This window comes from Microbacterium sp. ZKA21, assembly GCF_050434165.1.
Classification (GTDB): Bacteria; Actinomycetota; Actinomycetes; order Actinomycetales; family Microbacteriaceae; genus Microbacterium.
Genome location: NZ_JBNPVV010000002.1, coordinates 445,465 through 464,944, shown reverse-complemented (window position 1 = coordinate 464,944; position 19,480 = coordinate 445,465). Strand labels below are relative to the sequence as shown.

The window sequence follows — 19,480 nt, the reverse complement described above, 5'->3', positions numbered from 1 at the left end:
GCAGCCCGCGAACCCGGTCGAAGTCGTTGACGTTGTTCGTCACCATCGTCAGGTCGGATGCGAGCGCCTGGCCGGCCAGCAGCAGGTCGTACCCGCCGATGGGGGTTTCTCGCGCTGCGAGGTCCGCTCGAATCGTTCCTGATTGGCTGGCCGCGAGCGCGTCGAAGTCGAGAACGATCCGTCGGCTGAGCAGCTCCTCGAAGGGTGGAATCGGCTCAGCGCCCTGGCTTCGCCCCCGGCACGTCGATATCCGACCACACCAGACGATGATCGCTCGACGGGAACGGGTAGACGCCGGTCAGCGCGGCCAGCGGGTCGGCCTGCTCCGGCCAGAACACCTCGGAGTCGAGGATGCGGATCTGACGGCTCGGCAGCACGTAGTCGACCCGCAGGTTCCCCGGCGGCTCGGAGAAGTCTGCGGTGTCCTGTGCGGCATCCCCGGTGTGCTCAGCGTTGATCCCCGCCTGCAGGACGGATGCCTCGGCACCACCCGCACTCGTCGGAACGGAGCGGGTGTTCACGGCCGGGTGCTCGAGCAGCTGGTCGATCGCGCCGGCCGTCGAGTCGCCGTCGTTCGGGTCGGCGTTCTGGTCGCCGGCGATCACGAAGAGGTCTCCGCCGCGCAGCCCGCCTGACCGGCCGGCGTCGTCGTAGATGTAGGCGCCGGTCCTGCCGCCGGAGATGTAGTCCGCCCAGAAGCGGATCTCGTCGTGGTTGCGGGTGCCGTTGCGGTCCCCAGGACCGTCGAAGGTCGGCGGCGTCGGGTGCGACACGAGGAAGTGCACGGTCTTGTTCTTCGACACCTGCACGGGGACGTCCCAGTGCGACTTGCTCGACAGCGGGAAGAGCGCGAGCTCCTCTTCGGAGTAGAAATCGGCCGGCTCGGGAGTCGACGGGTCATCCGGCAGGAGCGCGCCAGGCATGTCGGCCCAGCGGAAGTTCTGGAAGGTGCGCACGGCCTCTTCCTCGATCGGGAACTTCGAGTACACCGCCATGCCGTACTGACCAGGGAAGAGACCGAAGCCCCACGCGTCATCGCCACCGGCGATCTGGCCGTCCCCGTTGAGGTCGAATCCGCTCGGGACGCCGGTGTTCACCGGTGCCGTATAGCGGTATGGGTACGTGACGGCCTCGGCATCGCCGTGCGGCATCGAGAGGTAATTGTCCTGGAAGAGCCGCAGCGCCTCGCCCTCGGCGTCGTAGTCGAACTCGTTGATCAGCAGCACGTCCGGCTTCGCGCGCTGAATGATCTCGGCCACGGCATCCGCCTGCGCGTTGCCCGGCTCCGACAGATCGGTCACGAGCTGACCTTCGACGCCGCGATTCAGGGAGGCGTTGAAGGTCGCGAACCGCGCATCGGTGCGCGACCCCTTCGAATCGGATGCCGCGGGCGGGGCGGCGAGGGCCGGGGCGGCTGCGCCGCCCACGAGGATGAGGGCGGCGGCCATGCCCACCGCTCCGAGGCGACGTCGTGTTGTGCTCATGCGAGAACGCTACCGAGGGCCGGTGACATCCGGGTGAACGACAAAGGCGGGACGCGCGTCCTCCGACGCACGTCCCGCTTCCATTCGATCCGCGTCAGTGCCCGGGAACGGCTCCCTCGACCAGCAGTGCGTCGGCCTTGGCGCTGAAGTAGCGCGTCGCCCACATCAGGACTGCGCCGAGGAACGCGAACACTCCGAGCGAGACGACGCCCCAGGCTCCGCTGTCCGTCGGGACCGTCTCGTTCACGCTGTTGCGCATGATCGGGGCGACGAATCCACCCAGGTTGCCGAGCGAGTTGATGAGTCCGATACCGGTCGCAGCCGCGGCTCCCGTGAGGAACGAGGTCGGAAACGACCACGTGATGGGCCCGGTCGAGAGGAACGCCGCTACGGCGACTGTGATCGCCAGGATGCCGAGCAGACTCTGCCCGTTGGCGCCGGCCCAGGCTGAGACGAGGATCGCGATCCCGGTGATGAAGAAGAACAGCGTTCCCCAGTTGCGGCGGCGCTTGACCGACGTCGCGAACTTGCCGACGTAGTAGCAGGCGAACAGGCCCACCGCCCATGGGATGGCCGAGACGAGGCCGACCTGCCAGCCGACGTCCTGTCCGATGAGGCCGGCCACCTGCTGCGGGAGGTAGAAGGTCGTGCCGTACACGGCGATCTGCAGGCAGAAGTAGATGGCCGTGAAGTACCAGACCTTCCAGCTGATCAGCGCGGCGCCGATACCGCGTGGACCATCGGATTCCTTGATGCCGTCCTCGTGCTCCATCACGCTCTTCAGGGCAAACTTCTCGTCATCCGTGAGGAACTTCGCCTTCTGCGGCGAATCCACCAGGAAGAAGAACGCGGCGATACCGGCGACGACGGCCATCATTCCCTCGACGAAGAACATCACCTGCCAGCCCGCCCACGGTGTGAACTGCTCGCCGAAGCTGATGAGTCCACCCGACAGCGGGGCGCCGACCATCTGCGAGAACGGCTGGGCCAGGTAGAACAGCGCGAACATCTGCACGCGGCGCTTGTTCGGGAACCACTGCGCCAGGAACATGATCACACCGGGGAAGAGTCCGGCCTCGGTCACACCGAGCAGGAAGCGCAGGATGATGAACATCGTCTCGCCGTTCACGAACGCGAACAGCGATGCGACGATGCCCCAGGTGATGGCGATGCGTGCGAGCCAGAAGCGGGCGCCGAACTTGTCCAGCAGCAGGTTCGAGGGGATCTCGAACAGCGCGTACCCGATGAAGAAGATGCCGGCGCCGAGCGCGTATGCGCCGGCGGAGATGCCGCGATCGACCTCCATGGCCGCTTCGGCGAAGCCGACGTTCGTGCGATCCAGGAACGCGACGAAGTAGAGGATGATCAGCATCGGCATGAGGCGGAAGGTCGCCTTGCGGATGCCGCTGGCGAGGTGCGGGCTGTTGAGCAGGCCCTGCGCGACAGTGACATTGGCGCGCGTCGTCTCGCCGAACTCGGATGAGGACACGATGACTCTCCTTTGAGCAGTCGGTGGTTGGGGGTGGATGTCGTGCGGAGCGTCAGCTTCCCAGCGCCGGGATGATCATGACGAGGCCGACGGCCACGCAGATCACTCCGAGCACCAGGAAGGCGATGCGCCCCTTGGACCAGGGTCGGGTCATGGAATGCTCCGTTTCAGGCGGATCTCAGTGCATGTAGAGGCCGCCGTCGACGTTCAGGGTCTGACCCGTCACGAATCCGGCATCCTCACTGATCAGGTAGGCGACAGCGGCGGCGATGTCCGTGGGGGTGCCGATGCGGGGCAGCACGCCGTCGGCGGCCATCGCGGTCTTGCGCTCCTCGGTCAGGGTGCCGCCCATGATGTCGGTGTCGATCGGACCGGGCGAGATCACGTTCGCCGTGACCCCCACCGGTCCCAGCTCGCGGGCGATCGATCGCATGAGGCCGATGACGGCGGCCTTGGATGCCGAGTAGGGCGTCTTGGAGAACGTGCCGCCGCCGCGCTGGGCGGACACCGACGAGATGCCGACGAGACGACCGATGCCGTTGTCGGCCATCGTGCGCGCGACCCGCTGGGTGATCCAGTGCACACCGTCGAGGTTGATCGACTCGACACGGAACCACTCCTCGGGCGTGACCTCGAGGTACGGGATCGGGGATGACACCCCTGCGAAGTTCACCAGGGCGACGGTCTGCGGCAGCTGCGCCTCGAGCGCGTCGACGGCCGCGACGGCCTGCTCGCGGTCGGCGACGTTCGCACCGACGCCTGCGGCGCGAACACCGTGCGCCTCGGCGACCTCGGCGGCGGTGCGCGCCGCTGCTTCGCCGTCGACATCGATGATGCCGATGTTCCATCCGCGCTCGGCGAGGTAGAAGGCGGTGGCGCGGCCGATGCCGCGGGGGCTGGCTGCACCGGTCAGGATCGCGGTGCGCTCTGCGGGAAAGGGAGTGGCCATCGTCGGCTCCTTCAGCTCTGTGCGGGGTGGATCGGGGCGGGGCCGAGCTCGTCGATGAGCTTCTTCATCGCGACATAGGCCTTGTTGCGGTACGCGATCAGTTCGGGCGTCCGGTCGGCCGGCACGTCGAGGAAACCGGCCCCGGACTTCGTGCCGAGCTTGCCGGCCTCCACGAGGTCGGCGAGCGCCTTCGGCGTCGCGAACCGCTCCGGGAACTCGGTCTGCAGCGACGCGTAGCAGAATGCGTACACGTCGAGCCCGGCCATGTCCGCGATCGCGAACGGGCCGAAGAACGGCAGCCGGAATCCGAACGTCGTCCGCACGATCGTGTCGATGTCCTCCGGGCTCGCGACGCCCTCCTCGACGAGCTGGGTCGCCTCGTGGAAGAGCGCGTACTGCAGACGATTAAGGACGAAGCCGGTGGCGTCCTTGACGCGCGCGGTCTCCTTGCCGGTGGCCGCGACGATCTGCTCGACGACGGGGAGGACCGCGGCATCCGTTCCGGCGTGCGGAATGAGCTCGACACCGGGGATGAACGGCGCCGGATTGGAGAAGTGCACGCCCAGGAAGCGCTCCGGGTGGGAGACGGCCTCGGCCAGCTTGCCGATGAGGATGGTCGAGGTGTTGCTGCCGATGATGGCGTCCGGTGCCGCAGCCTCAGAGATGCGGCGCAGCGTCGCGTGCTTGATCTCGATCTTCTCCGGCACGGCCTCTTCGATGAAGGAGGCGCCGGCCACGGCATCCTCGATCGTCGCAGCGGTCAGGCGCTCGGCGATGATGGCCGACGCGTCTGCGGGGAAGAGTCCGTCGGCGGCGAACTGCGCGGCCTCGGTGATGAGGCGCTCGCGGTTGCCGCGGGCGATCTCGATGTCGACGTCGGCGATGCGGACGTCGGCACCGGACAGCGCGAGCGACTGGGCGATACCGCCGCCCATGTATCCGCTGCCGATGACGGCGTAGACGGGGCGTTCCTGGTCAGTCATGTCAATCGTCTCCTGGGTGAATCGTTCAGACGGCGTCCGGAAGGAGCGTCCGCAGGTAGTCGCGGTTCGTGGCGCAGACGCCGAGGCTGTCGCCGCCGTACTGCTCCATGAGGAACGGACCGCGGAACCCGACCTCGATCGCATGGGCGACCATGGCGCGGTAGTTGATGAGGCCGAGTTCCATGCTGGTGGGCACTGAAGTCGCCCAGCTGCGGTCGGCCGATTCGTCGCGGGTGTAGTTCTTGACGTGCCAGTAGTTGGCGTACGGCAGCGTCTTCTCGTGCATCTCGCGCCAGTCCTCGATCGGACGGTGCAGACGGATGAGGTTGGCGATGTCGGGGTTGAGTCCGACGTTGTCGAGTCCGATCTCCTCGATCAGGCGGACGGCGCTGTCGGCGGTGCCGAGGTAGGTGTCCTCGTACATCTCGAGCGACATCGGCAGGCCGACGGATGCCGCGTGCTCGCCGAGCTCCCGCAGTCGCTTGACCGCCAGGGCACGGGTGTCGGCGTCGTCCGGGTCGACCGGTCCCTGCGCTGTCCAGAACCACAGCGCCTTGCGCTGCGCCTCGGTGAACGGCTGGTGCAGGCCGGTGGAGAAGACCTGCATGCCGAGCTCGGCGGCCGCGTCGATCGCCCGGTGCGCGTAGGCGAGGTTCTCCTCGCCCTTGCCCGGCTCGATGACGCTCTGACGCTGCACGTGCACGGAGATGAGCTGGATGCCGTGGCTGCCGGCGATCGTCTTCAGCTCGTTCCGGCGTTCATCGGTCAGCTCGGAGGGGCGGATGTGGCTGTCGGCGATCTCGACCGCGGTGAACCCGAGGCGCTCGATCTGTCCGAAAACGCCGTCCCACGTCTCGGCGGACGCGTCATGAAGGCGGGTCCCGTCGGGGGCGATGGGGCTGAACCCGTGCATGCAGACGGCGATGGGCCAGTTCGCACTGGTGAGGGGCTGCGACGTTGCGGTCATGACGACTCCGTTGACGATCCTGTTGCCGACATCCTGTCGGTATTCATAGATCCTATAGGAAATAGTCGTGAGCGCAAGCGTCGATCTCGAGCGGACGCTGCTCGGCGGTGATCGCGGGTTTCGACTCGTCGCTCGACGAGCGAGGGGTCATCGCTCGAGCGAGAGCCTCAGGACTGCTCGAGATCGAGCGAACGGGACCTGACCTGCTCGATGTGGCGGCGCATCAGCTCTTCCGGCGAATCAGGGTCACCGCTCCCGAACGCGTCGACGATGGCCTCGTGCTCGGCGATCGCCTCGCGCACGTCGGTCACACCGTGCTCGGCGGACTGCCGCATCCGATGCAGCTGGGCACCCAGCGACTCGGACATCTCGGTCAGGTAGCGGTTGCCGCAGTGCGCGAACACGACCCGGTGGAACGCGGCATCGGCGGTGAAGTAGGCGGTCGTGAGTTCGACGTCCGTCGTGGCGGCGCGCATCGCCGTGATCACCTGCTCACCGATGCGTCGGTGCGTCTCCTCGGCGACGCGCAGCTCGTCGAGCATCTCCTCGGTCGCCGGCGTCGCCAGACGCGCCGCGCGGGACTCCAGCATGATGCGCGCCTCGAAGAGCTCCTGCAGCTGGGCGAGGCCGAGAGGCGGTGCCACCCGATACCCCTTGAGCGCTTCGCGGGTCACGAGTCCGGTGCGCTCGAGCTGCACCATCGCCTCGCGCACGGGCGTCGGCGAGACGTTGAGCTGACGCGCGATCGTGTCGATCGAGAGCCGGGCCCCTGGCGCCGCCTCGCCGCTCAGCAGCAGCTGCAGGATGCGTTCGTAGACGTGATCGCGCAGGCCACGGCGCTCGATCGTGCTCTCGAGTCCGAGCAGTCCCCCGTCAGTCATCGTCTTCTCCCTCGTGAACGGCGATCACGCCGTCAGTGATCCCACTTCATCGAGAATGTCACGAACCGCGGCTGGTTCGTGCGCGAACCGGCCGAGGAACAGCCCGTCGACACTGTCCGCGATCTGCGTGAGGAGCCCAGGCCCCGCACTGCCGCCGTAGATCACCGACACCTCCGCACCCGATTCAGCACGCAGCGCGCTGCAGACGCCGCGGATGTGATCCGGTTCCGCGGGGGCCGGGGCGCCGATGGCCCACAGCGGCTCGTAGGCGATCACGAGCGGGCCGGCGACCCCGGCATCCGATGCGTCCGACAGTGCGGAACGGATCTGCGCGAGACAGACCTCTGCCGCAGCATCCGGCGCCATCCGGTCGACCTCGCCGACGCACAGGATCGGCGTGATGCCGTTGCGCAGCGCCGCGTGCGTCTTGGCGGCGACGACCTCGTCGGTGTCGCCGAACATCCGTCGCCGTTCGGCGTGACCGACCTCCACGAAGCGGCAGCCGAGCTCGGCCAGCACGGCGGCCGAGACCTCGCCGGTGAACGCACCGGCATCCTCGGTCGCGACATCCTGCGCACCGACGGCGAGCGCGCCGCCGTGCTCAAGTGCCGCGGGGATCGACGGGTACTGCGGGATCACGAACGCCGTGACGGCGTCCCGGGCCGGATGATCGGCGAGGATCTCGGCGACGCCCGAGACCCAGGCCACCGTCCGGGCGTGCGAGAAGTACATCTTCAGGCTCGCGCCGATGAGCATCCGGTCCGCCATGATCAGCGCGCTTCGTACGCGCAGATCTCGTCGACCTTCGCAGCCGACGCGCTCTGCGGGTCGAACGTGTAGGTCAGCCATTCGGCGGCGAGACGGCGGGCGAGCTCGATGCCCACGACGCGCTGTCCCATGCACAGCACCTGGGCGTCGTTGGAGAGCACCGAGCGCTCGACGCTGAACGAGTCGTGCGCGGTGACGGCACGGATGCCCTGCACCTTGTTCGCCGCGATCGCCACGCCCAGGCCCGTGCCGCAGATGAGGATCGCACGGTCCGCATCACCGGCGGCCACCTTCTCGGCGGCCGTGGTCGCGATCTTCGGGTAGTTCGTGTGCCCGTCCGCGTCGACGCCTACATCCACGACGTCGGCGACGAGCGGGTTGTTCAGCAGGTCTGCCTTGATGCGCTCCTTGTACTCGAAGCCCGCATCGTCGCAGCCGATCACCAGTCGAAGTGCCATATCAATCATTCCCCTTCAGGATGTCGAGAACCGTGTGTGCGATGAGCGCGAACGAGACCGCGCCCGGGTCGGGGGTGCCGAGGCTCTTGTCGCCGTGCGATCGCGCCCGGCCGAGCTTGGCGGTCAGGTTCGCGGTGGCCTCTGCCGCCTCGGTGGCCAGCTTCGCGGCGTCCGCCCAGGCTGCGACGAGTTCGTCACCGGCATCCAGCCGCTCGTTCAGCCGATCAGCGAACGGGACGATCGCATCGATCATCGTCTTGTCGCCGACGGTCGCCTTGCCGAAGGACATCACGGCGTCCTTCATGCGCGCGACACCGGATCCGACGGCATCCGCGTCGACGTCCGCGTCGTCGCCGAGCGCCATGCCCAGCGCCACGAGCATCTCGCCCCATATCGCACCCGAGGTTCCGCCGCCCTTGTCGGCCCAGGCATCACCGGCGTGCTGGAGAGTCGTGCGAGCGCCGGCACCGCCTGCGACGGCTTCCTCGGCCGCCGCGGCTGCGGCCCTGCTGCCGCGCTGCATGCCGATGCCGTGGTCGCCATCGCCCGCGATCCGATCGATGCGGCCGAGCTCTTCCGCCTCGGCATCCAGCATCGCGGCCATCGCGGAGAGCGCCCGGCCGATCGTCTGCGCGGCATCCCGTGAGTCGTCGGATGCCGGACCGATGACGAACTCCTCTTCCTCGGAGGCCACCGTGTCGACGGTGATGCGGCCCTCGACCGCGCCGCGACGGAAAGCGGGAGTGTCGCACGGGGCGAGCCAGAGCTCTTCGAGCTCGTCGTCCAGCCAGAGGAGCGTCAGCGAGACGCCGGCCATGTCGAAGCTGGTGCAGAACTCCCCCACCTCCGGCGAGACGACGGTGATGCCCGCGTCGGCGAGCAGACGGTCGACCTCGGCGTAGACGACGTAGAGCTCCTCGTACTTGACGCTGCCCAGGCCGTTCAGGATGGGCACGACGCGCGCGCCCTCGCGGACGACGCCATCGGGGATCTCTTCGAGCAGGGACTCGACGAACAGCTGTGCGAGGCCAGCGGCCGTCGGCACGTCGACCTCGTCGATGCCCGGCTCGCCGTGGATGCCGAGCCCCACCGCCATGCGCCCCTCGGGAACCGTGAACAGGGGTTCGTCCGCGCCGGGAAGCGTGCAGCCGCTGAAGGCGACGCCGAGCGAGCGGGTGCGGTCGTTCGCAATGATCGCGAGGCGCTCGACGTCGTCGAGGCCGCGGCCGGCTTCGGCCGCCGCGCCCGCGATCTTGAAGACGACCAGGTCGCCGGCGATGCCGCGGCGCTTCTCCCGCTCGGATGCCGGGGCGCTGGAGATGTCGTCCGTGACCGTGACGGTGCGGCAGTCGACGCCCGCCGCCCGCAGGCGCTCCTGCGCCTGCGTGAAGTGCAGCACGTCGCCGGCGTAGTTGCCGTAGCTGAGCAGGATGCCGCGGCCCTCGTGCGCCGCCGTTGCGACGGAGTGCACCTGGTGGGCGGAGGGCGAGGCGAAGAGGTTTCCCATGACCGCGCCGGCGGCGAGGCCGGGGCCGACGAGACCGGCGAACGCCGGGTAGTGGCCGCTGCCGCCGCCGATCACGACGGAGACGATGGGATCTGCGCCCCGCGTCGAACGGACGACGCCTCCGGTCACCGGGCGCACCCATCGGGAACTCGCGGCGACGAACCCCGCCACGGAGTCGGCGGCGAAGTCGTCCGGATCGTTGAACAGGCGCGTCATTGCGATCTCCTTAGAGCGGGTTCGGCCGCGGTATCGCCGCCGTGCTCAGAATCCTATAGGAAATCGGATAGAAGCGCCATGTGCGGGGTTTCGCCCTGGCACGCGGATCGGGCACGCGGGGCGATGGTGCGGGGCGCGGGATGCAGGCACGGACATGACGTGTCGCGGATGCGAAGGGGCGCGGCAGGGCCCGAGGTCGGCGCGGCAACGCCGAGGTCCACACGCGGCCGCGGGACGCAGCGGACGCGTGTCAGCGCAACAGTCCGAGGGCGGCGAGCGCCTGGCGGATGAGCGTGCCCCGTCCGCCTTCCATCTCGGCGGAGACCTCGTCGGATGCGGCATCCTCCGGAGAGAACCACGTGACCTCGAGGGCGTCCTGCCGTGGCTCGCACGTGCCGGTCACCGGCACGATGAAGGCCAGCGAGATCGCGTGCTGCCGGTCGTCATGGAACGGACTCAGACCCGGGATCGGGAAGTACTCCGCGACTGCGAACGGAGCCGGCTGCGGAGGCAGCAGCGGGAACGCCATCGGCCCCAGATCGTTCTCGACGTGGCGGAACAGCGCGTCGCGGATCGTCTCGCCGAAGCGCACGCGGCCGGACACGATCGTGCGGGTCATCTCGCCCAGCGGAGTCGAACGCAACAGGATCCCGACCTCCGTGACCTGTCCGACCCCGTCCGTGCGCACCGGCAGCGCCTCGACATAGATCATCGGCAGGCGGCGGCGCGCCTCGGCCAGTTCGACCTCGCTCAGCCAGCCCGGATTCGCCGCCCCGGCCGGCACCTCGCTGAACCGCGCGAGGTCGTCGCCGGAGTCCTCAGGATCTGGGTCGGGTGTGCGGACGGTCATGGCTCTATTTCTATCAGGCGGACCCGAGCCGCGGTTCCTCATCGTCAGCTCCGCCAGGCGGACCCGAGCCGCGGTTCCCCACCCGACCGCAGGTCCTGTCGGCGGTCGCTGGCAGGATGGTGGCGTGGATGACGTGCTGAGAATCGACGACACTGCGACGCGCTGGGCGTCCGGCGACCGGGACGGCCGGCCCCTGGTCGTGCTCCTGCACGGCTACGGCGCGAACGAGCACGACCTGTTCGGCCTGGTCCCGTACCTTCCCGAGGGCGTTGCGGTCGCATCGATCGCGGCACCGCTCACGCCGCCCTGGCCGATGCCCGGCCGTTCCTGGTATCCGATCGAGGGCCTCACCTCCCGCAGTCCCGAGCCGACGACGGCCGCCGCCCGTGCGGTGCTGGCCTGGTTGGATGCCGCGGCACCCGAGGCACCCTCCGTGGTGCTGCTCGGATTCTCGCAGGGCGCCGCCGTATCCCTGCAGGCCCTGCGGCTCGAGCCGGAGCGCTTCGACGCCGTCGTCGCCCTGAGCGGCTACGCGACCCCGGGAGACCTGCCTCGAGATGACGACCTGCGGGAGCTGCGCCCCGCCGTGTTCTGGGGGCGAGGAACCCACGACGACGTGATCCCGCCCGACCTGATCGCGCACACGGCGCTCTGGCTGCCCGAGCACGCCGACCTGTCCGGCCGCGTGTATCCCGGTCTCACGCACAGCATCTCGGAGGACGAGCTGCTCGACGTCCGCGCCTTCCTCGACAAGTGGCTGGAGCGGATCGGCTGAATCGCCCTGCACAGTTCGAGCCGAAACGAAGTTCTCCACCGATCGCGGCGCGGGCCGTGATCGGTTGGCAAACTGGATGACGAAGCGCACAATGAAGGGATGCTGAGCATGACCGAGCCGCAGATCTGGACGATGATCGGATCGTTCACGGCGCTCATGCTCGGCATGATGACGATCGTGTCCACGATGTTCGTCCGTGTGCTCCGGACGGAGATCGGATCGCTGCGCATCGAGATGAACGTGCGATTCGATTCGGTCAACACGCGGATCGATGGGATCGACCGCGACGTGCAAGCGCTCGTCAAGCGGAATTTCGGGTTGGATCGCGAGGAGTAGCGACTACGAGTCGCGCGACGGCCGGCCATCGTCCGCGGTGGCGTCGTCATCAGCATCCGCCCCGCCGGACTCGCCGCGCCCCGTCCGGCCGAATGCGACCGCGAAGGCCACGCCGATCGCGATCCCGAGCGCGATACCGACTCCCATGTTGTCGAGCGCGGACCCCAGCGCGACGCCGACGCCCATTCCGAGTGCGATGCCGATGCCCCAGGTCGCGCGCTGCCGCGCCTCGTGCGGACTCATCCCGTCATCTGCCATGCCTCCACGCTATGCCGCGCCGCATCCGTGGGCATCCCCCGCACGGTGGACCCGCGCGGCGGAGCCCGCGAGACTTACATTGCGGAGCGACACGTGGCCTGCTCAGTCAAGTCTCACCGCACAGATCACGTCTCGCGGGTTCCCCGCGACACGCCCGGGTTGCGCGAATCCGCCCGCGCCGGTAATCTCGCCATGTCCTGTCCGCCGTGTTTGGAAGTCCTTTGATCTGAATCGTCGCCTCCGCGCTCCTCTTTCCGCGCGCTGACCCGACGATCCTTCACGGACACGGCATCCTCCGCCTGCTACGGCGTCGAGCGATCCCCCGGTGTCAGTGCACCCTCGCACTCGACAGGAGACACTCATGTCAACCCCGACCCCTCATGCATCGGTCACCCTCGACCGACTCACCTTCACCTGGCCGGACGGCTCGAACGCGCTCGACGGCATCTCCGGTGCGTTCGGCACCGGACGCACCGGGCTCGTCGGCCGCAACGGATCTGGCAAGTCGACGCTGCTGCGCCTCATCGCAGGCGAACTCGCGCCGACCTCCGGCAGCATCCACGCGACCGGCGAGATCACGTACCTCCCGCAACGGCTGACGCTCGACACCGATCGCCGGGTCGCCGAGCTCCTCGGGGTCGCCCGAGCGCTCGACGCCGTCCGCGCGATCGAATCGGGCGACGTCGACCCCGCGCATTTCGATGCCGTAGGAGACGATTGGGATATCGAGGCACGCGCCGCGGCATCCCTCGCCGAAGCCGGACTCGACCCGTCGTTCCTGGACCGGAGCATCGGCGAGCTGTCCGGCGGCGAAGCCGTGCTGGTCGCGATCGCAGGCATCCGCCTGCGCCGCGCGCCGATCACGCTGCTCGACGAGCCGACCAACAACCTCGACCGCGACGCGCGGGCCAAACTCGCCGACATGGTGCGGTCGTGGAAGGGCACGCTCATCGTCGTCAGCCACGACCTCGCTCTGCTCGAGCTCATGGACGATACGGCCGAGTTGTACGCCCACACCCTCAGCGTGTTCGGCGGGCCCTATTCGCAGTGGCGGGCATGGCTGGATGCCGAACAGGATGCCGCGAAGCAGGCGGAGCGCGATGCCGCCCAGGCGCTGAAGAAGGAGAAGCGCCAGCGGATCGAGGCCGAGTCGAAGCTCGCGACTCGCGCTCAGATGGGCCGCAAGGCCTTCGAGGAGAAACGGGTGCCGAAGATCATCGCGAACGGCCGCAAGATGGCCGCCGAGGTGTCGGCCGGCCGCCTGCGAACCGAGGTCGCAGCCAAGGAGGACGCAGCCAGATCGGTGCTGGACCAGGCAGGTCGCCGGGTCCGCTCGGACGACACGATGAAGATCGAGCTGCCCGATCCCGAGATCTCGCGCACCCGCCGCATCGTGACGATCGGCGACGACGACCGCGAGTGGATCATCCAGGGCCCCGAGCGCGTCGCGCTCGTCGGGCGCAACGGCGTCGGCAAGACGACGCTGCTGGAGCGTCTGGTGGCGGACGCCGGAACAAGCGCACCTCTCCGATCCGGCGCGCCCATGTCGAACCCGAACCTGCGCACCGAAGCCCATACCGACCGCATCGGCTACCTGCCGCAGCGCGTCGACGGGCTCGACGAGACGCAGTCCGTGTTCGAGAACATCGCCGCGGCCGCGCCGTCCATCCCCGAGAAGGAGCTGCGCAACCGACTCGCGCGGTTCCTGATCCGTGGAGGGACGACCGACCGACCCGTTGGCGCGCTCTCCGGCGGCGAGCGCTTCCGCGTCGCGCTGGCGAAGCTGCTGCTCGCCGACCCCGCACCGCACCTCGTGGTGCTCGACGAGCCGACGAACAACCTCGACATCGACACGGTCGACCAGGTCGTCGACGCGCTGCGGGCGTACCGTGGCGCGGTGCTCGTCGTCAGCCACGACGACGCGTTCCTCGCCCGCCTCGGGCTCGATCTCACCCTCGAGATCGATCAGGTGGGCCGGCTCGTGCAGGTCGACTGACCCGGCCAGCCGAACCGGCTCATCCACCGGAGGGTGCTGGCCGATGCGTGTCTCGCCGAGCGAGCGGCCATCGGCCAGCACCACGGATCCACCCGAGTTCCGCGGCGGCTCCCGTGCACGAAGCCTCTATAGAGTGGAGCGTTATGAGCGCGTCGCCGAGGCTCACACCGCCGGTCGCCCGCCCCTCCGGGGAGGCGGCCGCTCTCCGCGTGCACGTGATCGCCCGCGCGTGGAGCGAACTGGGCGAGGCCGTCGCCCCGCTCAGCAACGGGTCCGGCCGGCCGCTGGCACGCACGGTCAAGCTCATCCTCGAACCACTCGTCATCCGCCCTGTGCAGAATCCGCACCTGGCCGGCGCCGCTCTGACCGAGGATGCCGCGATCGAGCTCGCAGGCCGCATCGCCGCTGCCGGCGACGACCTCGCCGCCACCGGCGAGTGGTTCGGCGTGCTCAAGAGGGCGCGTCGTGCTCGCGGCATCACGGACGGGAATCCGCAGGAGCGCTACTTCCAGCGCTGCTTCGAACTCGCCAGGACCGAGGGCCGCCCGGTGCCCGGCGCGGCCACGACCGAGGCGATCGCCGACGAGACGGTGGCGGAGATCGCGCAGGCGGGCGGCGAATCGGTGCTGGCGCGTGTACGCGACCTGCTCATCGATGAGGATGCCTCGGCAGCCTTCGTCGATCGGCTCGCCGCTGCGTGGAGCCTGCGGGCCGGCGAACGGTCCGCACCGATCGACCCAGCGCGCGTGAGCGCGGCCCTCGATGCCTGCGGTGCGCGCGACGCGGCATCCGACTTCGACGCCCTGCGCACCGAGCGCGCCGGCACAGCGGCTGGGGCCGAGCTCGCCGAACGAGGCGTCGCCCGACTGCTGGGGCTCACCGAGCACGAGACGCCTCCGCTGCCGCGCCTGGGTGCCACGGCATCCAAGCGGGAGCTGCCATGGCCGTTCGACCGGTCGATCTACGAACGCCTGTTCGCCGCGCTGTCCGGCGGGGCGCCGGCGGAGATCGGGCTCGACGCCGAGGACGTCCTCGCCGACGAGATCGCCCGCTCGGCCGCACCGTGGGAACTCGCGACCGAGCAGAGCCGCGTGGTCATGCTGCTCGGCGCCGAGGCCTCGCACGCACTCGAGCCCACCGCGCTGCTGCGTCCGACCAACGCCCACCGGATGCTTCGCGATCGCTGGGATCGCGAAGCGTACGTCCGTCGCGTTCGACGCCTGCCGGCCGGCGCGACCGGCGTGCCCGAGAACGTCGAATCCGACATCCGCACGGTCCGTCAGGGCTACCTGCGCCGGCTGTGGGTGCGCCTGCACGGTCGCGAGCTGCGCGGACAGGTGACGAATGCCGCCGAACTGTGGGACACCCTCGACGGCATCCTGCGCTCGGTCATCATGGACCAGCGCCACCGGCTCAAGACCGCACTCGGGCGCGATCTGGAGGGGGCGGCATGAGCGTCGGCATCCGGATCGACGGCGCACGCGCCCGCGTGGCGGCCTCGGAGCCCGAGGAGTCTCGGACCGAACCGTTCGCCGTCGCGCTCGTCGAGGCCCGCGGCGCTCTGCTGAGCTGGACGATCCCACCAGGACGGTTCCCTGATGCCGAGGTGCACGCCCCTCTGCTGGCTGCGGAGTGGCTCGCCGACGTGTACGGGGACGCCGTGGCCGAGGCCGTGCGGCAGGCGGCGACGGCGGGGACCTCCGCCGAGGACATCGCCCTCCCGGATGAGACGCGTCTCGCCGCCGACGTGCGCCGGCTCGCTCTGCTGACCTGGGCCCGCGACTGGTGGCCCGCCGGGACGGCGGTTCCCCCGCTGGATACCTCGGTCCTCGCAGCCGAGATCGCGATCGCCACGCATCGCGTCGACCACGTGCTCGACGATGACGAGGCCACCGAACACGCGGTGTCCGACGCCGTCGGCGCACCGAGCGCCCTCGCGGCACTCACCTCGTCGTTCGCCGAGGACGCCGCAGCCCTCGCGGATGAGCTGTCGTCGCTCGCCGATGATCACGGCGTCGAGCTGCTGCCTGTCGTCGAACGCCGCGCCGAGTGGGCGCTCGCCGCCGGAGGCAGCGCATCGGGAGCGGCCGGGATCGAGATCGCGCACGGCACGGCGCCGGTGCGCTGGGCGGACGTTCCGACTCAGACGGTCGCCGCGGATGCCGAGGCCCGCTGGTCGCTCCGGCACGCGGCCGGTGAGCCGACCCTGGTGGTCGAGGTCGCCGCTGTCCCCGGCGGCAGCGCCGACCTGAGAGCACGCTTCGGCCCCGATGAACCGGGAATCGACCTGCCGCTTCCGTTGTCCGGCTCGGTGTTCTCGGGATCGGCCCGTGTGCCGGCATCCGTGGCGCTGCTGCCGATCGAGCAGCGGATCCTGTGGGTGCGCGATGCGCGCATGGCCGCGCACCCAGGGCCCGTCGAGTCGGCGGACGCGCGCGAGGCCGCGCTCGCGCATGCGTCCGCGCGCATCGTCGATGCGAGCGCCGGCCTGGCCGAGCGGGCGGCCGGAGCGCGGCGGTGACGGAGGAGGTCGACCCGCGGGCGATCCGCGCCAAGAAGCCCCTGGCGCCGCAGTGGCACGATCTGCGCGACGCGCACAACGCGGCCGTCGAACTGCTGCAGGCCGGCGATGTCGACACGGCCACCCGGCACCTGCGGGAGGTGCTGACGGCGCTGGAGGGCACCGACGACCTGTCGGCGTGGGATCTGCGGGCGCGCGCGCAGTTGAATCTCGCGTCCGCCCTCGAAGGCGTCGACACGGCAGCGGCGCTCGCGATGACGGATGAGGCGATCGCCACGGCATCCGCTGTCCTGGAGCGCGACGGAGACGAGTACGGAACTCGCATCGTGCAGATCAACGCGCTCCTGTCGCGCGCCCAGACGCTGGCGGCCCGCGACCGGCTGGACGACGCGCTCGCGCAGATCTCCGTGGCCGAGGAGGTCCTGGGCGAGCACGAGCTCGAGCAGGCCGACCTGATGCGCTTCTCGGCCCACAACATCCGCACCGGTCTGCTCATCTTCCTGGGGCGTCTGGAGGAGGCGGATGCCGAGGCCCGACGCTCCTTGGCGACGGCGCTCGCGGTCGACCCGCGGCTGGCCGTCCACGCGTACATGAACCTGGGGGCGATCGCGCAGCGCACCGGCGACGAGCAGGCGGCGTGGGAGTTCACGGACCTCGCCGCACGCCTGCAGGGCGACGACTCCGACGTGATCGCCGCGCAGATCGCCGTCGAGAACCGCGCCAGGGTCGCGATGCGGCAGCGGCGGTTCGCGGAAGCGGAAGAGGGATTCCTGCGGGCGGCCGAGCTGGCGAAGGCCGCGGGCTTGCGCACCCGCCTCGCCGCGAGTCGCACCGGCCTCGCGGCCGTCTACCTGGAGTCCGGGAACCCGGCACGCGCCGCGAAGCGCTTGCGGGAGCTGATCGCCGACATGGACCCCACCGGCGCCGTGCACGAGCGACGCGAGGCCTACGGATTCCTCGGCGATGCCGAGTCGAAGCGCGGCCGCTTCGCCGCCGCGGACGAGGCCTACCTGGCCGCGCGCGACCTCACGCGCTCGGCACATGAACGCTGCCGCGTGAACCTGCGGCGCGCTGAGATGCAGGCCGAATGGGCGAGCTTCACGCCAGGCCCTCGGAAACGCGCCGAACGGCTCACCGCCGGGCTGCACCTCGCGATTCCCGTGCTGCTGGCGACCGAGGCGCTGCGCGGCGACTTCGCGCCTGGCCCCGTGCGCGAGCGATGGAGCCTGCAGGTCGCGGCCCCGGCCCGCGAACTGGCGTTCCGTCTGGCGGTGACGCTGGGGGACGGCGAACTCCTCTTCGCGCTCATCGAGAACGCGACGGCGTCGGCCACGCTCATGGCCGAGACGATCGAGGCGAGGGATGCCGCGGCGACCCTGACCGTGCTCGACGCGGGGCCGGGCCCGCGAGCGGGAGAGCCGGCCGCGGCGCCCCATCCGGCGTCGTTCCCGCATGATCTGCTGCCGGCCGCGGCATCCGGATTCATCGGGGACCTGGGCGCCGCAACCCTCGGCCTGCGCTTCGCTGCCCCGCCGCGAGTCGTCGCGATCCCCGGGCGGCCGCCGGTGCTGGATGCGTTCATCCGCGCGGCCGAGCAGGAGTACGGCGTGACCGTCCGATCGGAGCGGACGGTGGCGTCATGGTGAAGAACTGGCGTGAACTCACGCACCTCGGTCCGGTGCGCAGGGCGACGGCCGTCGACGGCGACCGGGTGCTCGTCGACCTCCCCGCGGACCGGCAGCCCGTGGCGCGGTTGCGCTACGTCGACGGCGACGACCTCTTCGTCAACTGGATCTGGGACCACCAGCCGGACTCCCCGCGCATGACCGTGATCGAACGTCGCCTCGTGGCGCCGGCGCTGACGGCCCTCGCGGAGGCGCTGCCCACCCCGATTCCCGGCTCGGGTGAAAGCGGGGATCAGGCGCTGACCCGTGCGCTGGCGCACGGCGTGCTGCTCGATCTCGAGCGGGAGCAGCACCTCGCGGAGACCCTGACGGCGGCGCTCATCCCGTTGTGGCTGGGATTGGAGCTGAACGCCCTCGAGGTCGCCGGGCTGCGTCCGCATGTGCGTGTGCAGCTGTCGCCGTCGACCGCCCAGTTGCCGTGGGAGCTGCTCAGCACCTCGGACGGGGAGCGCGGCATCGACATGGTCGACGTGTCGTTGCTCCTGCCCGCGACGCTGCGCAACGACCCGACGAGGGAGCTGTCGCCCTGGGCACCCGGCTCGCCGGTCGCCGCGGTGCTCGATCCCGTCGTGCCCGGCTTCGCCGACGCGGGCGAGCTGGGGAGCGTCCTCGGACCCGTCGCGCCCGGATCACCGCTTGCACGCATGGCCGAGGAGCTCGGCACGCGGAGGCTGCCGTCCGGCGCGGCGTTCCGGCGCGCGGACATCGACCGGGTCGCGCTGGCATCAGCGGCGACGGAAGCCGGTCGGCTGATCTACGTCGGTCACGTGACCGCGTCGACGCACGCGTTGGATGCTCGGATGCACCTTTCCGACGGCATCGATGCGCCTGGCCTCGCCGTCCCGGTCGGGGCGCATCGGCCGTACACCGCTGCCGACATCGCGCTCGGCGCCCCTGGCCTCGAGCCATTGCGCGCACCCAATCGGGTCGCACTGATCGCCTGCGATTCCGGTGCCGATGCGCGCTATGCCGAACCCACCGGGCTGATGGCCGCGTTCGTGCACCGCGGCGCCGAGTACGTCACGGCGACCCGGTGGACGCTGCCCACGGAGGCCGGGCTCGACCGGTACTCGCCCGCCCTTGCCGGCCGCGCGGAGGGGATGCTGAGCGACGCGATCGTCGCGGTGAACGCCGCGCATGAGGCATCCGATCCGATCGCGGCACTGGGCGCCTGGCAGCGCGAGCAGCGCCGTCGCTGGACATCGACCGGGGATGCGCGGTACTCGCCGATCATCTGGGGGACGCTGACGACGGCGTGGGCTCCGGCTCCGCCGGTGCTCGGCTGACAGCAGGCTGATGCGGTCGCGGAGCCGCTCCTCGCTTCGGACGTCGTCGGCCCCATTGTCCGAGGCACCGA

18 protein-coding genes are annotated in these 19,480 nt (G+C 70.0%); 7 read left to right on the top strand and 11 right to left on the bottom strand.

All coding sequences use genetic code 11. The annotated features are described in order from the left end of the window. Positions 1-215: 215 nt before the first annotated feature. The 10 genes from M2317_RS06380 to M2317_RS06335 all read right to left on the bottom strand — a co-directional run bounded on the left by M2317_RS06380 (position 216) and on the right by M2317_RS06335 (position 10,552). Complete coding sequence (locus M2317_RS06380) at positions 216-1,484, bottom strand: endonuclease/exonuclease/phosphatase family protein (protein WP_429458420.1); 1,269 nt, start codon at positions 1,482-1,484, stop codon at positions 216-218. 94 nt (positions 1,485-1,578) lie between these two features. Continuing rightward, positions 1,579-2,973, bottom strand: a complete 1,395-nt coding sequence (locus M2317_RS06375; RefSeq protein ID WP_429458418.1) for an MFS transporter — start codon at positions 2,971-2,973, stop codon at positions 1,579-1,581. A gap of 178 nt (positions 2,974-3,151) precedes the next feature. Beyond that, complete coding sequence (locus tag M2317_RS06370; RefSeq protein WP_429458416.1) at positions 3,152-3,922, bottom strand: SDR family NAD(P)-dependent oxidoreductase; 771 nt, start codon at positions 3,920-3,922, stop codon at positions 3,152-3,154. Between the two features lie 11 nt (positions 3,923-3,933). Next, positions 3,934-4,905 carry a 3-hydroxyacyl-CoA dehydrogenase family protein gene (locus M2317_RS06365; RefSeq protein WP_429458414.1) on the bottom strand — a complete coding sequence of 324 codons (972 nt, stop codon included), beginning with the start codon at positions 4,903-4,905 and terminating at the stop codon, positions 3,934-3,936. A gap of 25 nt (positions 4,906-4,930) precedes the next feature. Then, positions 4,931-5,872, bottom strand: a complete 942-nt coding sequence (locus M2317_RS06360) for a sugar phosphate isomerase/epimerase family protein (RefSeq protein WP_429458412.1) — start codon at positions 5,870-5,872, stop codon at positions 4,931-4,933. 167 nt (positions 5,873-6,039) lie between these two features. Continuing rightward, complete coding sequence (locus M2317_RS06355) at positions 6,040-6,753, bottom strand: GntR family transcriptional regulator (RefSeq protein ID WP_429458411.1); 714 nt, start codon at positions 6,751-6,753, stop codon at positions 6,040-6,042. A gap of 24 nt (positions 6,754-6,777) precedes the next feature. Continuing rightward, positions 6,778-7,521, bottom strand: a complete 744-nt coding sequence (locus tag M2317_RS06350; RefSeq protein WP_429458409.1) for a triose-phosphate isomerase family protein — start codon at positions 7,519-7,521, stop codon at positions 6,778-6,780. 2 nt (positions 7,522-7,523) lie between these two features. Further along, on the bottom strand, positions 7,524-7,979 hold the full coding sequence (locus tag M2317_RS06345; protein WP_429458407.1) for a ribose-5-phosphate isomerase: 456 nt from the start codon (positions 7,977-7,979) through the stop codon (positions 7,524-7,526). Between the two features lies 1 nt (position 7,980). Next, entirely contained in the window at positions 7,981-9,702 is a 1,722-nt protein-coding gene (locus M2317_RS06340; protein WP_429458405.1) for a dihydroxyacetone kinase family protein, read from the bottom strand. Positions 9,703-9,952: 250 nt separating this feature from the next. Continuing rightward, entirely contained in the window at positions 9,953-10,552 is a 600-nt protein-coding gene (locus tag M2317_RS06335) for an NUDIX hydrolase family protein (RefSeq protein WP_429458403.1), read from the bottom strand. Positions 10,553-10,676: 124 nt separating this feature from the next. Here M2317_RS06335 and M2317_RS06330 point away from each other — a divergent pair, with 124 nt between their 5' ends. Both M2317_RS06330 and M2317_RS06325 read left to right on the top strand, forming a co-directional pair. After that, entirely contained in the window at positions 10,677-11,327 is a 651-nt protein-coding gene (locus tag M2317_RS06330) for an alpha/beta hydrolase (RefSeq protein ID WP_429458401.1), read from the top strand. A gap of 108 nt (positions 11,328-11,435) precedes the next feature. Beyond that, entirely contained in the window at positions 11,436-11,663 is a 228-nt protein-coding gene (locus M2317_RS06325; RefSeq protein ID WP_429458400.1) for a hypothetical protein, read from the top strand. Positions 11,664-11,666: 3 nt separating this feature from the next. On the opposite strand, the gene M2317_RS06320 is transcribed toward M2317_RS06325, so the two are convergent. Next, positions 11,667-11,921 (bottom strand): hypothetical protein, encoded by a 255-nt coding sequence (locus M2317_RS06320; protein ID WP_429458399.1) that lies wholly within the window; start codon positions 11,919-11,921, stop codon positions 11,667-11,669. A 361-nt stretch (positions 11,922-12,282) separates the two neighbouring features. Between M2317_RS06320 and M2317_RS06315 the strand changes: the two genes are divergently transcribed. From M2317_RS06315 to M2317_RS06295, 5 genes are all read left to right on the top strand, one after another. Then, positions 12,283-13,917 carry an ABC-F family ATP-binding cassette domain-containing protein gene (locus M2317_RS06315; protein ID WP_429458395.1) on the top strand — a complete coding sequence of 545 codons (1,635 nt, stop codon included), beginning with the start codon at positions 12,283-12,285 and terminating at the stop codon, positions 13,915-13,917. Between the two features lie 143 nt (positions 13,918-14,060). Next, positions 14,061-15,371, top strand: a complete 1,311-nt coding sequence (locus tag M2317_RS06310; RefSeq protein WP_429458393.1) for a hypothetical protein — start codon at positions 14,061-14,063, stop codon at positions 15,369-15,371. Then, positions 15,368-16,438: a hypothetical protein gene (locus tag M2317_RS06305; protein ID WP_429458391.1), complete on the top strand. Its 1,071-nt coding sequence runs from the start codon at positions 15,368-15,370 to the stop codon at positions 16,436-16,438. Before M2317_RS06310 ends, M2317_RS06305 begins: the two co-directional genes overlap by 4 nt. Beyond that, complete coding sequence (locus tag M2317_RS06300; protein WP_429458389.1) at positions 16,435-18,084, top strand: tetratricopeptide repeat protein; 1,650 nt, start codon at positions 16,435-16,437, stop codon at positions 18,082-18,084. Before M2317_RS06305 ends, M2317_RS06300 begins: the two co-directional genes overlap by 4 nt. After that, a complete protein-coding gene (locus M2317_RS06295) occupies positions 18,078-19,409 on the top strand; it encodes a CHAT domain-containing protein (RefSeq protein WP_429458388.1) in 1,332 nt (443 codons plus the stop codon). Before M2317_RS06300 ends, M2317_RS06295 begins: the two co-directional genes overlap by 7 nt. Positions 19,410-19,480 lie beyond the last annotated feature (71 nt).

Coding starts and splice junctions, on each gene's coding strand:
- M2317_RS06350 (WP_429458409.1), bottom strand. CDS start 7,521: ATGGCGGACCGGATGCTCATCGGCGCGAGCCTGAAGATGTACTTCTCG.
- M2317_RS06370 (WP_429458416.1), bottom strand. CDS start 3,922: ATGGCCACTCCCTTTCCCGCAGAGCGCACCGCGATCCTGACCGGTGCA.
- M2317_RS06295 (WP_429458388.1), top strand. CDS start 18,078: ATGGTGAAGAACTGGCGTGAACTCACGCACCTCGGTCCGGTGCGCAGG.
- M2317_RS06320 (WP_429458399.1), bottom strand. CDS start 11,921: ATGGCAGATGACGGGATGAGTCCGCACGAGGCGCGGCAGCGCGCGACC.
- M2317_RS06360 (WP_429458412.1), bottom strand. CDS start 5,872: ATGACCGCAACGTCGCAGCCCCTCACCAGTGCGAACTGGCCCATCGCC.
- M2317_RS06335 (WP_429458403.1), bottom strand. CDS start 10,552: ATGACCGTCCGCACACCCGACCCAGATCCTGAGGACTCCGGCGACGAC.
- M2317_RS06305 (WP_429458391.1), top strand. CDS start 15,368: ATGAGCGTCGGCATCCGGATCGACGGCGCACGCGCCCGCGTGGCGGCC.
- M2317_RS06355 (WP_429458411.1), bottom strand. CDS start 6,753: ATGACTGACGGGGGACTGCTCGGACTCGAGAGCACGATCGAGCGCCGT.
- M2317_RS06310 (WP_429458393.1), top strand. CDS start 14,061: ATGAGCGCGTCGCCGAGGCTCACACCGCCGGTCGCCCGCCCCTCCGGG.
- M2317_RS06380 (WP_429458420.1), bottom strand. CDS start 1,484: ATGAGCACAACACGACGTCGCCTCGGAGCGGTGGGCATGGCCGCCGCC.
- M2317_RS06365 (WP_429458414.1), bottom strand. CDS start 4,905: ATGACTGACCAGGAACGCCCCGTCTACGCCGTCATCGGCAGCGGATAC.
- M2317_RS06340 (WP_429458405.1), bottom strand. CDS start 9,702: ATGACGCGCCTGTTCAACGATCCGGACGACTTCGCCGCCGACTCCGTG.
- M2317_RS06325 (WP_429458400.1), top strand. CDS start 11,436: ATGACCGAGCCGCAGATCTGGACGATGATCGGATCGTTCACGGCGCTC.
- M2317_RS06345 (WP_429458407.1), bottom strand. CDS start 7,979: ATGGCACTTCGACTGGTGATCGGCTGCGACGATGCGGGCTTCGAGTAC.
- M2317_RS06315 (WP_429458395.1), top strand. CDS start 12,283: ATGTCAACCCCGACCCCTCATGCATCGGTCACCCTCGACCGACTCACC.